Below are 14,952 nucleotides of genomic sequence, written 5' to 3'. Positions count from 1 at the left end.
CCAAACGAAACTGCCTAGCGCGGGTTTCTCGGCTTCGGTGAGGAGCCTGCGCGCAGACCGCTCGCGGACCCCGCGGCGCGCCAGCCGAGAAGGATCGTGCTGCACGCTTGTTCGGCGAGCCGTTGCGCCCGCTCGGTCCCCACGGTGCCGAGATATCCAAGTGCGGCCATGCCGTGCAGGGTGCCCCAGAGGATCTCGCAGGCATCCGATTGGTCAGGCAGGGTCACGCCGTGCGCGCGGGACCACAAATCCAGCAGTTCGGTGAGCAGATCGACGGCAGGCGCCGCAGCGCGCCGACGCTCATCCGCGTCGGTCACGGTGCCGTTCATGGCCTGGTAGAGGTGGGGGTGCTCGCCGGCGAAGCGAACGTACTGAGCGGCGACCCGCACTATGCGTCCGTCGATGTCGGACGCCTCGGCGGCCCGCCTCAGCTCGGCCACCATCAGGTCGTAACCGCGTACGACCAGCTCCAGCACGAGCGCGTCCTTGTTGGCGAAGTGCTGGTAGACGATCGGCGCTGTGTACTCCACGTCGGCGGCGATACGCCGGATCGTCAGTGCCGCGGCGCCCTCGGACTCGAGAAGGCGCATGGCGGTCTCGACGATGCTGGCGCGGATGTTCGCCCGCTCGCGAGCGCGTCGTGTACTGCTCGGCATGTCCCGTCACTTCGCTTCGGTGTCGCACCGCACAGTAACGCCCCCCTTGACGGGCGGACCACCACGCCTCTAATCTAACGGCGTTAGAATTTATAACGACGTTAAGGAGCGTGTGATGATCTATCACGTCAATCGCATCAAGATCAAGGCGGATGCTCCATCGGCGCAGGTGGAGGAGGCGCTGGAGAGCCTGCGCAACCAGGGTCGGCAGGTGTCCTCGGTGAAGTCGTTCGTCGTCGGCCGCGACCACGGCGGCGACTTCGACTGGGGCGCCACATACGTCGTCGAGGACCTCGACGGCCTCTGGGAATACCTGACGCATCCCGCGACGCTGAACTCCGACAAGATCGGCCTGCCTGTGGTCGAGCGACTCGACATCTTCGACATCAGTGACGACGAGGATCCCGAGCTGGCCGCGAAGATCGAGGAGCTGCACCGGCGTCGTAACGAACTGAGCCCCGAAACGCACGAGATGCTGGCCGGCGTACCCGCCTATCTTGGCGCGGGCCTCGAGGACGATCCCAAGGGCTGATCACCGGCCGGCTCCGGCGGCTCGCACCCGCTGCCGGGGCCGCCGCCGCAGGTTCGTCGAAGTGGTCCGGCCGCAGCGACGGGCGCCTGGGCCGTGACGCCCAGGGCCGGTCGTCTGGATCGCTGAGCCGTCTTCCTGCTGTCTCTGTGAGGGCGAAGCGGCAGGTCGACGGGGGCGGGCAACGAGACGAGGCCCCGGTCGCTGCGGCGGTGTTCTCCGCGCACCACGCTTCGTTCGAGGAGCCCCGCCTGGTCCCGTAACGCGCCACGGCCGATATCCCGTGTGAGCTGGTTGAGCACGTTTCTCCTGGCTCGGCTACGCACGAAGGTGTGAACGCCGTACACGGCGGAATCGGCGGTCCACCGCCGGGCAGCGGAGCTCATGGGCAAGGTGGTGCCCCAGAAGACGGTTCGAGGCCGTCGCGGTGGTGGCCGGCGAGGGCATGTCCGTCCAGACGGCGACGAGAGTCCTCAACGTCTCCGAGTCCGGTTACTGCGCCTGGCGGTCTCGCCCACCCTCTGCGCGGCCCCTCTGGCACTCGTGGCTGACCGAAGCCAACACCGGCATCCACACCGCCTCACACGGTTCCATGGCATCCGGCGCGTTCACGCCGAACTCAGACTCGGGCATGGCGTCTCCGTCAGTCACGGCACTGTCATGCTCCTCATGCAGCGCGCCGGCCTCAAGGGGCTGCCCGGCGACCGCCGACGACGCCCCGAGCACGACACACCCACAGCCGCCGACCTGGTCGACCGGAAGTTCGCCACGGCCGCCCCGGGCAAGCTCTGGGCCACCGGTGTCACCGAGCACCCCACCCGGGAGGGAAAGGTGTACTGCGCGGTCGTCCTGGGCCTTCACCGAACGGGCCCGGGCCCCGGACCTGGTTCCCCCGATGGGCACGATCGGCGACTGCTACGACAACGCAGTGATCGAATCGTCCGGGGCCGAATGCAGACCGAACTGCTCAACCGCCGTAGGTGGCGCACCCGCCTGGAATCGGCCGACGCGATCTTCGAGTACCTCGAGATCTTCCACAACCGACAACGTCGGCACTCCGCACTCGGCATGTTCACACCGATCGAGTTCGAGCTCAGGGCAGCCCCTCGATCGCCCGGGCTTCAGCAATCCGACTCCGCATAAGCCGTGGCACATCAAAGCCTCCACCAGACCCGGAGCGGTTCGACCGGGTGGCTCCAGGTCCGCCTGCGTCGCGGCCGCGTTGCGTCACCTGGCCCGGGCGCGGGCTCGCCGGGGCAGGGGCGCGGTCGCGGTTTGGGTGACGGCCACTCGACGAAGTACGTTCTGATCCGGGGCGCCATCACCATGCTTCCGGCACTCACTCCCACCCAGACCTTGTCGGGCAGTGACGGCAGCAGGTCGGCCAGCCCGGACTCCCGCATCCAGTGGCACAGGTACGTCGCGTCGCCGCCGTCCACCAACAGCAGGTCGGCCTCCCGGACCCACGGCACCCACCGCTCCGCGCCGATGGTGGGCAGCGCCGTGAGCCCGAGGACGCCGACCGACGCCCAGCCCAGGCCGGACAGGCGCTGCCACACGGGCTCACCGGCGATGAAGCCCCGTACCGACGCCGGTCCGCACATCGGGTGACCCCACTGTGCTGTCGGGACGCAGAGGGCGTGGCACTCGGCGATCGGCTTGCCGAGGAGCTGCACGAGCGCCGAGTGGATGCTCGGGTTGCTGACGCCGCCTGAGGTGAGCAAGAGCTTCAAGTCGCCCAAGTTCGCGCGATGGGTGGATGTGATTGAGGGCCCGGGACCGTGCTGGAACTCATCGTGGTTCGGGCGACTTCTTCGGAATCCCCAACTCGCCGGGCGCGATTGCCCGCTGCCCCCGACCCGTTCCCACCCCGCACAACTCGTGCACCCGGCCGGCGCACGCAGAGCGCGCCTGCCGAGGCCCTACGCCCGGCTCCGCGGGCGGGCCGTTTCCGCTGAGTCAACCTGGGCGATCAGCCCCGTCTGAACGGGCGTTCTGGGTACCGGGGCGGGGCCCGGGCGCCCGCGTCAGGATATCCGGAGTGATTCCTTCCTTTTTTGAGGAGTGACATCTTCTCGGGGTGTTCCTGGGGAACAAGTCCGCAACATCTGGTCAGCGATCAGGTCATCTGCCTATCATGTTAAGGGAGTTACGGAATGGATTCGCTGGGACTCACCTGCTGAGAAGGAGCTGAAGTCAGGTCGTGTTCGAAGAAAAGAACAATTCCACCAGTCCGGCCGTTGCTCGTCCCCGCCGGGCATGGCGCGTGCTCGTCGGTGCCGCGCTAACGGCGCCGCTCGTTCTCATGGCCGGTCCGGCCACCGCCGACTCCTCCGAGGCGAGCGCCGCGGAGTGTCCCCCCGGCGGCTCTCTGTGCCTCTACGAGGGCACGAACTTCACCGGGGAGCAGTTCGCAGTCAGCTCGCTCGGTCCGGGTGGCGTCTGCGTCAGCCTGGTGGACCACGGCTGGGGTGACCGCGCACGCTCGGCGATCAACACCCACAGCGGTCACGCGGCCATGTTCCTCAACGACGACTGCCTCGGCGGCCCCTATCCGGTGCCCGGCAACTCCAGTCTGGCCGACTTCGGTTCCTTCATTCCCAAGAGCGTCTGGGTACCCGCCGACTAGGGTCTGTTGCGAAGGTTGACCTTGCTCGTTGGTGATCGCTTCTTGCGGGGCGTGGGGGTCTGACGAGCGGGCAGTGGGCCCGGCTTGAGCCGTTGCTGCCACGGGGCATCAAGCCGGGCCGTCCGCCGGCGTGGACGCGGCGGCAGTGGGTGGACGGCATACGGTGGCGGTCCCGGACCACGGCCCGGCCTGACGGTCTCGTCCAGGCCGGCGCGGTGTCATACCGGGGCGTGGTTGCCGTGGCTGTCGGGCCGTTTTCGAGGGTTTCGCGGGCGCCGATCGCGGGTGCGTGGCCGGGTCGGGCTTCCGGCGGCCGCTGCCGCGCGGGTGCCGTGCCCGCGCAGCGCACGGCGTCCTCTACCCGAGCGTGAGCATCGCCTCGGCGACCTCGCCGACCGCCGTGTCGGGGATCGCGGTGGCGGCCTCCTCGAGGACGAGCAGCCGCGCCCCGGGGATCTCGCGCGCGATCGCCTCGCCGTTGCCGACGGGGAAGAACCGGTCGCGGCGGCCGTGGACGACGAGCGTGGGCACCTCGATCTCGGGCAGGCGCTCGCGCCAGCGGGGTGTGCAGTCGAGCCGGGAGAACACCAAGCCCATCTGGTTGGCCATCTGGACCGGGGGCGCGGTGCCGGGCGTGCGACCCCATACGCGTGCGGCGGTCGCGCGCGCGGCGACGGGGTCGTCGCCGAGGATCTCCGCGCTGCCGGCGGCGAACTCCGCCACCGCCTCGCGGTCGGTCCAGTCGGGCATCGGGCGCGCGAACAGGCGGCTCATCGTCGCCTGGTCATGGTCGGGGAGGTCGTCGTCGGGCGGGCCGGGCGCGACCGCTCGGGTGCCGACCAGGGTGAGCGCCGAGAACGCGCCCGGATGGTCGAGCGCGGCAACCTGGGCGACCATCCCGCCGACGCCGATCCCTGCGAGGTGCGCGGGCCCCTCGCCGAGCGCGTCGGCAAGGGCCGCCGCGTCGGCGGCGAGGTCGCGCAGTGTGTAGGCGGGCGCCTGCGGGTCCGCTGTGGTCGACTCCCCGCTGTCGCGCAGGTCGTAGCGCACCACGCGGCGCCCGCCGGCGGCGAGGCGCTCGCAGAGCGGGTCGGGCCAGGACAGCAGCGTCGTTCCGCCCGCGAGCAGGACGAGTGGTGCGTCCTGGTCACCGAAGGACTCGATGCCCAAGGTGACCCCGTTGGCGTTGACGGTGGTCATCGGATCACCTCAGGACGTCGTAGGTCAGGTGCGTCGCGGCCGGTGTCGGGGTCACGTTCCGCCGCACCAGCGTGCCCGGCGCCTTGCCGGTGAACAGCGGTGTTCCGGTGCCCAGCACGACGGGCGCGAGGTGCAGCGTCAGCACATCGACCAGCCCGGCCTCGAGAGCCGAGCCGATCGTGGTGCCGCCGCCCATGAGGACGACGTCGAGATCCTTGCCGCTGCCGGAGGCGGCCGCTTCGGCGCGTTCGCGCGCGGCGGCGAGGGCGCCGGGGAGGCCGGTGGTGACGAACGTCCAGTCGAGGTCGGTGAGCCGTACCGCCTTCGGTGGCGAGCTCGTCACGACGACGAAGGCGGGCTTGCCGACTTCGCCGGCGCCGTAGCCGGAGGTGTCGTCCCAGCCGTTCGGCCCGTCGACGACGTCGAACAGCTGGCGGCCCAGGACGACGGCGCCGGAGCGGGCGGTCGCCTCGCGCAGGATCCGGCGGTCTTCGGGGTCGTCGGAGAACGCCCAGGTGTGCAGGGCTTCGCCGCCGGTGCCCAGACCGTTGTCCGGGCCGGGGCCGGGCCCGGTGACGAAGCCGTCCAGGGAGACCGAGATGTCGGCGATGGTGCGTGTCATACCGGGGCAGACCCGTTCCGCCGTCCGAACTCATCGCTCATGAGCGAAGTGTGTGCCGGACGTACCCCCTGTGGCACGGCCCCCGCACGTACCCGATCCGTCGTCGGCACGGCCCCTGCGCAGACGGGCGCAGCGCGGGGCTCGGAACCGTCAGCCGGCAGTTCTCGGGCCTGCAAGCACCGCCAGCGGTCCTCAGCAGGCTCCGGCCAGGAAGGAACGGGCCGGGGTGGACATCGGTGGGCCGCGCCGGCGAACCGCACGCCGAGGCGTCAACGGTTTTCGCCGGTTCCGGCTCGGCGAAGGGCCGCCCGGCTGCCCGTCAAGGGACCGGCCCTCCCGCAGAGGCGCCAGGGGAACGCCGCGGCGCTGCGTGACCTGCTGCTCGCTCCCGCCTGCACTGCCGCCGGCATCGCCCGACTGCTGCGTTCCCGGCCCACCGTCGCCTGACCCGGTCCGGTTCCGCGTGCCCGGCCTGCTAGGCCGGTTCCGGTGGTGCTACGGGCACCCGGACCGGCAGCCCTTCGCCGGTGTCCTGGCCCCCGGAGTAACCGCCCGCACGCCCTGGGACGGCCGGTCCTCGGGGCGCGGGGTACTACCGGCGGGGCTGAAGCCGTGGAGTCCGGGTGCAGGAGGAAGCCCCGCGCAAGGCGGGGGGCGGCTGCGTGGCCGTGCCCGATGTACGGCCGCACCGTCCGCCCGCTCCGATCCTGCCCGGGGCCGGGGTCGGGTGTGGAGCCGAGGCGCCGACCAGGGCCGGCGGCTACTGCGTGGTGTGCGTCTGTGGCAGGGAACGCGAGCCCCGCGCTTTGTGGGGATGCCGGCCGCGTACGCGTCTTCGGGCCGGTCAGCCGAGGGCGGCGAGTTTGTCCTCCAGCACCGACCGTTCGCTTTTGTTGCCGCACCGGCGTACGGCGAGCTTCAGCTCGGTGCGCGCCTCGTCGGTGCGTCCCAGGCGGGCGAGCAACTCCCCGCGGACGCTGGGCAGCAGGTGGGAGTTCGACAGCGCCTTGGCGGCCTTCAGCCCGTCCACGATGGGCAGGGCCGCGGCCGGCCCCTGCGCCATGCAGACCGCCACCGCCCGGTTGAGGTCGACCACCGGTGAGGGCGCGAGCCGGCCGAGCGCCTCGTAGAGGAGCACGACGCGCCCCCAGTCCGTCGCCTCGACCGACGGGGCGACGGCGTGGCACTCGGCGATCGCCGCCTGCAGGCCGTAGGCGCCCAGGCCCCGGCCGACCCGCTCGGCGCGGGCCAGGGCGGCTCGCCCGCGGCGGATCGCGGCGCGGTCCCAGCGGCGGCGGTCCTGGTGCTCCAGCAGCACCGGCCGGCCGTCCGGCCCGGTGCGGGCGGGGAAACGCGCCGCGGTCAGCTCCAGCAGCCCCAGCAGGCCGTGGACCTCGGGCTCGCCCGGCATCAGCCGGCTGAGCACCCGCGCCAGGCGCTGCGCCTCGCCGGCGAGGTCGAACCGGATCAGCTCCTCACCCGAGCCGGCCGAGGATCCCTCGGTGAAGATCAGGTAGAGCACGCTGAGCACCGAGCCGAGCCGCTCGGCCCGCTCCCGGGCCGGCGGCACCCCGAACGGCACCCGGGCCGCCTTGAGGGTCTTCTTCGCCCGGGTGATCCGTGCCTGCACGGTGGCGGTCGGGACGAGCAGCACCTTGGCGATCTCGTCGCTGGTCAGGCCGCCGACCACCCGCAGGGTGAGTGCCACCTGCGCCTCCCGTGACAGTACGGGGTGGCAGGAGACGAACATCAACGCGAGCACGTCGTCGTCGATCCTGTCCGGATCCCACAGCACCTCCTCGGCGTCCCGGACCGGATCGGCCGGCACCCTTCCCGAGACGACGCCGCCCTCACCCAGGCCGTGGGCGAGGGCGGCGTACTTCTCGTCACGGGCGGAGCGCCGGCGGAAGGCGTCGATCGCGCGGCGCCGGCCGACGGTGAGCAGCCACCCCGCCCGGTCCCGCGGCACGCCGTCCCGCGGCCAGGTCACCAGGGCCTCGGCCAGTGCCTCCTGGGCGCAGTCCTCGGCCAGCGCGAAGTCGCCGGTGTACCGGGCGAGGGCGCCGACGATCCGCGCGGACTCGATCCGCCAGACGGCGGCGACGGCCTCACGGCCGCTGTGATCGGTCATCTTCTGCCGACTCCGCTCAGAGCTGGCCGGTGGCCTCGCGCCATGCCCGTTCCTTCTGCACCCACTCGTTGTCCTGGGGGAACTCGTCGATCGTGGTGACCCGGCGGATCTCGGTCTTGAAACCCGGGCCGGTCATCGGTGACCGCTTGGCCCACTCCACGGCCTCCTCCTTCGAGGCCACGTTGAGGATGTAGAACCCGCCGAACAGCTCCTTGGTCTCGCCGTAGGGGCCGTCGGTGACCACCGGCGGTTCCGCGGAGTGGTCGACGACCACGCCCTCGGCGGCGTCGTCGAGTCCCTCGGCGGCGACCAGCACGCCGGCCCGGATCATCTCGTCGTTGTACCTGCCGATGGTCTCGAGCATCTCGGTGAAGTCGGTGTCCGCCATCCCCGCGAAGGCCTCGTCGGTGGCACGCATGATCAGCATGTACTTCACGGCTCTGTCTCCCTGGGTGATCCGGGTCCCTGTCTCGGACCCTCTCACTCCCAGGTCGAACGGGGCATGCCATGGATCGACACGGCCGCCGATTTTTTTCCGGGCACCGTGCGCCGCGGGCACCCCTGCCCGAAGTGGTGGCCTGTCCTGCCCGCTGCCTCCACTCCCGTGCCCCTTCGGCTGTGCCGCTCCCGTCGGATCCACCGACGACCTCCGCCCGCCCGGCAGTCTCACGAGTCCTCCCGCCCCGTTCCGCTCGCGGCCGCACGGGCCCGGCAGGTTCCAGCGCCGGCCCCGGCGCAGGACGGCGGCGTGTGGAATCCTTCCCGCACCGCCGGGCCACCGGCCACCCCGTCGGGGAGCACTGCTGGGCCGCCGCGCTCCTGCCGGTGCTGCTGTGGGTGCACAGCGAGGCCTACCCCTACGCCACGGCCCACGCCGAGGCCCGTGACAACGCCCGCGCCCACGCGCTCGCCGACGGCTTCTCCGCCGAGGACGCCGAGGAGTACGGCCGCCGGTACGCGCGCCTGAGCACCGGCGCGAACGCCGACGCCTTCGCCCAGGCCAACGCGCGCGCCACCACGGCGGCCCTGGCCCGTGCGTTCGCCGCCGGCTGTCCCCGTGCCTGCGCCCGCACCTTCCCCGGCGCGCCGCGGGCCGGCGCGGGCGGGAACGGGGACCGCCGGGCGGCCCGCACGGTGCTGGCGGAGGGATTCGCCGACGCCCTGGCGGCCGAGCGGGACCGGCCCGCGTGACACACCCGCAGGCCTGCGCCCCGCGCACGGCGGACCCGCCGCCGGGGCGGGGCCGCGCCACCGGCGGCCCCCAGCGGACTACCGGCGGCCGGCCGCGGCTTCCCGGACGTCCGCGGCGGGCGGGGGGCACCGTGCCGGTGGGCCGGCGCCGCCCCCTCGTCACCGTGTGCGTCGCGAACGGCCGGCCGCCGTCAGCGGTTACCTGACGTGGAAACCGTAGACGTGGTAGGTGTCGGCGCCGGTGAAGGGGGCCGACGTGTGGGGCGGGAGCACTTCGACGTCCCATCCGAAGTTCGTCCTCCAGAAGACGACCACCTCGTGGGCGCCCGAGGAGAAAGAGGTGACGCCGCCCTGTTCGAGCGGGACGTTGCCGGGTCCGGTCCAGCACCGGGCGTGCTCCGTGCCGTTCTCCAGGTACGTCACCCTCACGGAATCCGTGCCGGCGGCGCAGTCGATCTCGTCGGTGGCGAAGGCGGGGGCTGCCGGGAGCGCGGCGCTCACCGCGACGGCCGCCATGGCGCTCAGCGCCAGTTTCTTGGGTCGGCTCTTCATAGTGCTGCGGTTCCTTCCCGATCAGAGCTCCGGTGGGACGAAGCTTTGACTGAATCTTCAACCATCAACCAGCTTTATTTCAACGTTTCAATGAAATCTCCTCGCGAGCCGGCCGGCGGCGGTGTCCGCGGGCGCCCCGGCCCGGAACCCCGGGCATCCTGGAAGAACAGGGCGCTCCGGACAGGTGGGGGAGGAGCGCACCGGACCCGTCGGAAGGGTGTGTGTGGTGAGGAGTGCCCTGCGGTTCCGGGGGTGGATCGACGCTGCCGGGACCTCGTCCGGGACGAGGTCGGTCCTGGAGTGCTGGCCGCGGTCGCCGTTCGGTCCGTTCGGTGACGTGATGCTGGAGCGGGCCGGCGGACAGCGACCGTTGCTGGCCCCGGCGAGCGGATCGCGGACTTCGTCGCCGCCGTCTACCGCTTCGACCGGGTGCGGGTCGGGTTCGGCTCCGCCCCCGTCCCCCCGCCCTGGTGCGGGTGATCACCACGGTGGGGGTGCCGGGAGGGTGGTACGGGCGGTGAGACGGCCGGGCCCCTCCCCGCCCCGTACGGTGGACACCGGCCGCTCCGGCGGCGCACCGCACAGCGGCGGCCCGGGGGGAGTCCTCGGAGTCCGGGGAGTTCGGGAGAAGGGGCGGCGGAAGTGACCGAGCAGCCGGAGAACGCCGCGGCGCTCACCCCCGCCCAGCGGCGCGAGATCCTGGCATCCGACCCGGAGACGGGCGAGCTGGCGGGCCACCCGGCCGTCCGTGCGGCCCTGGTGGCCAGAGGGCTGGCCGTACGGCACGGCCGGGTGGGCGCGCACTACCTGACCGAGGCGGGCCGCCGGGTGCGCGGGCTGCTGGAGGAGCAGTCGCGCGAAGCGGCGGAGGATGCTCCGGGGCAGGAGGCGGACCGCGGGGAGCGGGCCGTCGGCCGGGCGGCGCGCCCGTCCGCGTTCACCGCGGCGACGGGGGACGAGGTGGACCAGGCACCCGGGGAAGAGGACGCGGCGGCGCGGGCCGCCGCCGTCGCACGGGCCTGGGCGGGGGTGGAGGAGATCCGGCGCGTGACCGGGTCCGGCGGCACCGACTCCCTGCGGACACCCGCCGGCTGGGAGCGGACCGGGATGGTCCGGGCCGTCTCCCTGGCGCTGGAGGCGGCCGGGATGCCGCCCTCCGCGGTGGACGGCGACGGCCGCCGGGTGCGGGCCGGATACCGGGTGGCCGTCTCCGGCGAGCCGGGCACGGTCCGGGTGGAGTGGTGCGGTCCCGTCGCCTCCGGTGCCCGCCAGGAGGCCGGGCCGCGACTGGAACGGTGCGCCTCCCTCCTGGCCGCGCGGGGCTGGGAGGCACTGCTGTACCGGGGGCCGCGCGGCACGCGCTTCCTGCTGGTCTCCCCCCTCGGCCCGCCGCCCGCCGCACGGTCCCGGCCCTGACCCGCCGCTGTCGCCGCCCCGCGGTACGGCGGTGCCGTTCCCGCCCGGGCACCCCGCGGTACCGCCCGGATCGGTCCAGGCACAGGATGAACGGCAGATCTCCGCCGGTGACGTCGTTTCCGGCGCGGCGGCCGGCCGCGAGGACTCCGGGGCCGTGGTCCCACCGGCGGTACCGGGGGCGGGAGAACCTGATGCGGCCGAGGTACCGGCCGGTCCGGGCGCGGATTCCGTGAACCGTCTCACGCAGGGCCCGGCCGGACCCGGTGAGGGCGTGTTCCGGCGCGCGGCGGCACGGCCGAACGCATCATCGGCGTCGGCATACCACAGAGCGCGCCGGCGGCCGGCTCCCGCTGCCTCAAGCTGCGCGACCGGGCCACGTTCGGGTTCGCCGTGGCACCCTCCCCAGGCCCCGCCGTGCCCGACTCCCCGGCTCACCCTCCCGGCGGCGCCGTCGAGGCGCGCACCACGAGTTCGGTGGCGAGTTCGATGTGGTGGGACTCGGCCTTCTCGCCGTTGGCCAGTCGCAGGGCGGTGCGCAGGGCGGCCGCGCCCATCTCCCGTAGTGGCTGGCGCACAGTGGTCAGTGGTGGTGAGGCCATCTGAGCGAGGTGCGTGTCGTCGAAACCGACCACGCTCAGGTCCTCGGGGACGCGCAGGCCCCGTGCGCGGGCGGCCTCGATGACACCGAGGGCGATCTCGTCGTTGCCCGTGAAGACCGCCGTCGGCGGCTCTTCCAGGTCCAGCAGCGCCGCGGTGCCGAGCAAGCCGGTCTCGTACGTGAATTCCCCGGGCCGGACGTAGGCGTCGGGCACCGGCGCTCCTTCCGCCTCCATGGCGGCGCGGTAGCCGTGCATGCGTGCCTGGTTGCACACGGCCATGCCCGGTCCGCCGAGGTAGGCGATCCGGCGGTGGCCGAGAGAGAGCAGGTGCCGGGTCGCGGCCAGGCCGCCGGCGAAGTTGGTCGCCCCGACGCTGTTGACCCGGCTGTCCGGCAGGTGCAGCGGGTCCAGCACGACCAGCGGCAGCCCGGCCCGGGCCAGTTCCCTCAGGTGCGTGGCGGTGTACACGCTGGTGACCGCGATGACGGCGCGGCGCCCGGCCGAGGCCAGGTCCCGGGCCCAGTGCGGGGCGCGGCAGACCTTGCTGATCACCACCGAGGCCCCGGCTTCGGCGGCGGAGTCCATGATGCCTTCCAGTGTCTCGGCCACGTACGACTTGAGGCTGCCCTGGAACTGCACCTCGATCGTCGGGCTCCCCACCGCCTCGGTGTGGCGGAACACGGGCGCGAGGTAGTCGTGCTGCTGCAGCAGTTCCTGCACCCGGGCGCGGGTGCGCGGCGCCACCTCACCGCGACCGTTGACCACTTTGGAAACGGTCGCCACGGAGACCCCGGCCGCCTGGGCGATGTCCGCCAGAGTGGTGCGCCTGCCGTTCGGTGGCATCGGTTCCTCCCCACAGTACGTCCACCGGTGTGGTGAGCCGCCGGTCATGGCCGCCAACGCAGGTGGAACCGGCCAACCCTACGACAACCCTGGCCCGCGCCACCTCCACGTCTTTCTGTCCTTGGCTCGGCATCCGAAAAGTTTCTGCTCTGCCAAGAACTTTCGATACCCGCGCCCGCCCAAGATTACGCAGGTGATCGCCTTGCAGCTATGTGCGCGCACATGTCTTGACAGCGCATCAGACCGAAACCTAGCGTGCACGCACACGCTCCACGAGCAAGCCCGGACGGGCCAAGTCTCGAAACATTTCGAAATGTTTTCACCACGACTCACGAGTAGCCCGAGGCTCTCGAGTGCGGAGAACGAACATGGAGACATCCCTTTCTCGACGTACCCTCCTCGGCATGGCCGCCGCTGTGCCGCTCTCCGCGGCGCTGTCGGCCTGCGGCTCCTCCAGTCCCGGCCAGGGCGGCGGTGGAGCCACGTACTGGTACCTCAGCGGCCAGCCGCAGGAAGGCGTCAGGGCCGGCGCGGTGGACGCGTTCAACAAGGCCAACCCCGAGACGCAGATCAAGGACACCACCTTCCAGAACGACGCGTACAAGACGAAGATCAAGACCGCCCTCGGCGCCGGTCAGGCGCCCACCATCATCTGGGGCTGGGGCGGCGGGACGCTGCGCTCCTACGTGGAGGCGGACCAGGTCGAGGACCTCACCTCGTGGTTCGACGAGCACTCCGAGGTCAAGGACCGGCTGCTCCCGGCCTCGTTCGGCGCGGCGACCGTCGACGGCAGGATCTACGCGATGCCGTGCGAGAACGTGCAGCCGATCGTCCTCTTCTACAACAGGGAGGTCTTCGACCGTGTCGGAGTGGAGCCGCCGGAGTCCTGGGACGACATCATGGCGTTGGTGCCCAGGTTCAACGCGGAGGGCATAGCGCCGTTCTCCCTCGGTGGGCAGTCCCGGTGGACGAACATGATGTGGCTGGAGTTCCTGTTCGACCGCATCGGCGGTCCCGAGGTGTTCCAGGCCGTCATCGAGGGAGAGAAGGACGCCTGGTCCCACCCGGACGCCATCACCGCGCTGACCAGGGTGCAGGACCTGGTCAAGGCCGACGGCTTCATCAAGGGCTTCTCCTCGGTCACCGCGGACTCCAACGCCGACCAGGCACTGCTGTACACCGGCAGGGCCGCCATGATGCTGCACGGCGCCTGGTCGTACGGCATCCAGAAGGCCGAGGGCGGCGACTTCGTCTCCAGCGGCAAGCTGGGCTTCATGAACTTCCCGCCCGTCGAGGGCGGCAAGGGCGATCCGGGGAACGGCGTCGGCAACCCCGCGCAGTACCTGTCCGTCTCCTCCAGGGCCAGTGCCGAGGAGAAGAAGATCGCCAAGGACTTCTTCGCGACCGGTGTCCTCCAGGACGACGAGGTGAAGAAGTGGATCGACAACGGGTCGGTTCCCGTCCGGCTGGGCACGGAGAAGCTGCTGGCCGCCTCTGACAGCGCCGACTTCCTCCAGCTCACCTACGGCATCGCCAGCAACGCCAAGACGTTCGTGCAGTCCTGGGACCAGGCGCTCAGCCCAACGGCCGCCGAGACGCTGCTGGACAACATCGCCAAGCTGTTCCAGCTGTCCATCTCACCGAAGCAGTTCGCCACCAACCTCAACGCGGTCATCGGCAAATGAGCGCGCTCACCAGCCATCCGCCGCGCCGCGAACCGCGCAGCATCCTGCCGTGGCTGGCGATGCCGGCGCTGGTGGTCTTCGTCTGCTTCGCCGTGATCCCGCTCATCGGCGTCTTCGTGCTGAGCTTCACCACGTGGAACGGGATCGGCAGCATCCACGCGTCGGGGCTGACCAGCTGGCGTGCGGTGCTCACCGATCCCGGGTTGCCGCACGCCCTGTGGATCACGTTCCTCGTGATGGCCGTGTCCTGGGCCGTCCAGACTCCGCTGAGCATTCTGCTCGGCACGTTCCTGGCCGGCCGCCAGCGCTACCGCGCGGTGCTGGGCGTGGTGTACTTCGTCCCGCTGCTGCTCAGCTCCGCGGCGATCGCGATCGCGTACAAGGCCCTGCTGGACCCCAATTTCGGGCTCGGTGCCGGGCTGGACATCGAGGTGCTCCGCCAGGACTGGCTGGGGCGGCCGTGGCTGGCGTTCGGGGTCGTCATCTTCGTCGTCTCCTGGCAGTTCGTCCCGTTCCACTCACTCATCTACCAAGGCGGCGTCCAGCAGATCCCGAAGTCCCTGTACGAGGCCGCGCAGCTGGACGGCGCCGGAAGGATCCGGCAGTTCTTCAGCATCACGCTGCCGCAGCTGAAGTACACCGTCATCACCTCGTCCACGCTGATGGTGGTCGGGTCGCTGACCTTCTTCGATCTCATCTTCGTCCTGACCGAGGGCGGCCCCGGGGACGCCACCCGGGTCCTCGCGCTGGACATGTACAAACGGGGCTTCCAGGCCAACCTGATGGGACCGGCCAGCGCCATCGCCGTCATCCTCGTCCTGGTGGGCCTCGCCCTCGCCCTGCTGCTGCGCCGGCTCGGGGGACGGGACGCCGGTGACAGCCAACTCGAGGGGGCCTGA

The 14,952-nt window shown here is 71.6% G+C and carries 16 protein-coding genes; 8 read left to right on the top strand and 8 right to left on the bottom strand.

Going from position 1 to position 14,952, the window contains the following annotated elements; genetic code table 11:
* Window positions 1–14: 14 nt before the first annotated feature.
* Complete coding sequence (locus tag V1L54_RS27670; protein WP_330120888.1) at window positions 15–656, bottom strand: TetR/AcrR family transcriptional regulator; 642 nt, start codon at window positions 654–656, stop codon at window positions 15–17.
* 115 nt (window positions 657–771) lie between these two features.
* Here V1L54_RS27670 and V1L54_RS27665 point away from each other — a divergent pair, with 115 nt between their 5' ends.
* Both V1L54_RS27665 and V1L54_RS27660 read left to right on the top strand, forming a co-directional pair.
* Entirely contained in the window at window positions 772–1,188 is a 417-nt protein-coding gene (locus V1L54_RS27665) for a Dabb family protein (RefSeq protein ID WP_330120887.1), read from the top strand.
* A 657-nt stretch (window positions 1,189–1,845) separates the two neighbouring features.
* On the top strand, window positions 1,846–2,328 hold the full coding sequence (locus V1L54_RS27660) for an IS3 family transposase (protein ID WP_330120886.1): 483 nt from the start codon (window positions 1,846–1,848) through the stop codon (window positions 2,326–2,328).
* A gap of 11 nt (window positions 2,329–2,339) precedes the next feature.
* Here V1L54_RS27660 and V1L54_RS27655 read toward each other — a convergent pair whose 3' ends face one another.
* Window positions 2,340–2,918 (bottom strand): Type 1 glutamine amidotransferase-like domain-containing protein, encoded by a 579-nt coding sequence (locus V1L54_RS27655; RefSeq protein WP_330120885.1) that lies wholly within the window; start codon window positions 2,916–2,918, stop codon window positions 2,340–2,342.
* Window positions 2,919–3,490: 572 nt separating this feature from the next.
* On the opposite strand from V1L54_RS27655, the gene V1L54_RS27650 reads away from it, so the two are divergent.
* Both V1L54_RS27650 and V1L54_RS27645 read left to right on the top strand, forming a co-directional pair.
* Window positions 3,491–3,814: a peptidase inhibitor family I36 protein gene (locus V1L54_RS27650; protein ID WP_330120884.1), complete on the top strand. Its 324-nt coding sequence runs from the start codon at window positions 3,491–3,493 to the stop codon at window positions 3,812–3,814.
* A gap of 59 nt (window positions 3,815–3,873) precedes the next feature.
* Window positions 3,874–4,185, top strand: a complete 312-nt coding sequence (locus V1L54_RS27645) for a transposase (RefSeq protein WP_330120890.1) — start codon at window positions 3,874–3,876, stop codon at window positions 4,183–4,185.
* On the opposite strand, the gene V1L54_RS27640 is transcribed toward V1L54_RS27645, so the two are convergent.
* The 4 genes from V1L54_RS27640 to V1L54_RS27625 form a co-directional block, all read right to left on the bottom strand.
* Window positions 4,172–5,014 (bottom strand): alpha/beta fold hydrolase, encoded by an 843-nt coding sequence (locus V1L54_RS27640; RefSeq protein WP_330120883.1) that lies wholly within the window; start codon window positions 5,012–5,014, stop codon window positions 4,172–4,174. The genes V1L54_RS27645 and V1L54_RS27640 overlap by 14 nt on opposite strands.
* A 4-nt stretch (window positions 5,015–5,018) precedes the next feature.
* Window positions 5,019–5,636, bottom strand: a complete 618-nt coding sequence (locus V1L54_RS27635; protein WP_330120882.1) for a dihydrofolate reductase family protein — start codon at window positions 5,634–5,636, stop codon at window positions 5,019–5,021.
* A gap of 844 nt (window positions 5,637–6,480) precedes the next feature.
* A complete protein-coding gene (locus tag V1L54_RS27630) occupies window positions 6,481–7,767 on the bottom strand; it encodes an RNA polymerase sigma factor (protein ID WP_330120881.1) in 1,287 nt (428 codons plus the stop codon).
* A gap of 16 nt (window positions 7,768–7,783) precedes the next feature.
* On the bottom strand, window positions 7,784–8,194 hold the full coding sequence (locus V1L54_RS27625; RefSeq protein WP_330120889.1) for a YciI family protein: 411 nt from the start codon (window positions 8,192–8,194) through the stop codon (window positions 7,784–7,786).
* A 323-nt stretch (window positions 8,195–8,517) separates the two neighbouring features.
* On the opposite strand from V1L54_RS27625, the gene V1L54_RS27620 reads away from it, so the two are divergent.
* The gene (locus V1L54_RS27620; RefSeq protein ID WP_330120880.1) at window positions 8,518–8,958 is read left to right on the top strand and encodes a hypothetical protein; all 441 of its coding nucleotides are present in this window, start codon (window positions 8,518–8,520) and stop codon (window positions 8,956–8,958) included.
* 198 nt (window positions 8,959–9,156) lie between these two features.
* Here the strand turns inward: V1L54_RS27620 and V1L54_RS27615 are convergent, their stop codons facing one another.
* On the bottom strand, window positions 9,157–9,510 hold the full coding sequence (locus tag V1L54_RS27615) for a hypothetical protein (protein WP_330120879.1): 354 nt from the start codon (window positions 9,508–9,510) through the stop codon (window positions 9,157–9,159).
* A gap of 642 nt (window positions 9,511–10,152) precedes the next feature.
* Here V1L54_RS27615 and V1L54_RS27605 point away from each other — a divergent pair.
* On the top strand, window positions 10,153–10,926 hold the full coding sequence (locus V1L54_RS27605) for a hypothetical protein (protein ID WP_330120878.1): 774 nt from the start codon (window positions 10,153–10,155) through the stop codon (window positions 10,924–10,926).
* A gap of 431 nt (window positions 10,927–11,357) precedes the next feature.
* Here V1L54_RS27605 and V1L54_RS27600 read toward each other — a convergent pair whose 3' ends face one another.
* On the bottom strand, window positions 11,358–12,368 hold the full coding sequence (locus V1L54_RS27600; RefSeq protein WP_330120877.1) for a LacI family DNA-binding transcriptional regulator: 1,011 nt from the start codon (window positions 12,366–12,368) through the stop codon (window positions 11,358–11,360).
* A gap of 368 nt (window positions 12,369–12,736) precedes the next feature.
* Between V1L54_RS27600 and V1L54_RS27595 the strand changes: the two genes are divergently transcribed.
* Together V1L54_RS27595 and V1L54_RS27590 are read left to right on the top strand one after the other, a co-directional pair.
* Window positions 12,737–14,053: an extracellular solute-binding protein gene (locus tag V1L54_RS27595; protein WP_330120876.1), complete on the top strand. Its 1,317-nt coding sequence runs from the start codon at window positions 12,737–12,739 to the stop codon at window positions 14,051–14,053.
* Complete coding sequence (locus V1L54_RS27590) at window positions 14,050–14,952, top strand: carbohydrate ABC transporter permease (protein ID WP_330120875.1); 903 nt, start codon at window positions 14,050–14,052, stop codon at window positions 14,950–14,952. The genes V1L54_RS27595 and V1L54_RS27590 overlap by 4 nt, the downstream gene beginning before the upstream one ends.

The sequence above is a fragment of the Streptomyces rubellus genome, from assembly GCF_036323805.1.
Classification (GTDB): Bacteria; Actinomycetota; Actinomycetes; order Streptomycetales; family Streptomycetaceae; genus Streptomyces.
This window is presented reverse-complemented; position numbering and strand designations above follow the sequence as displayed.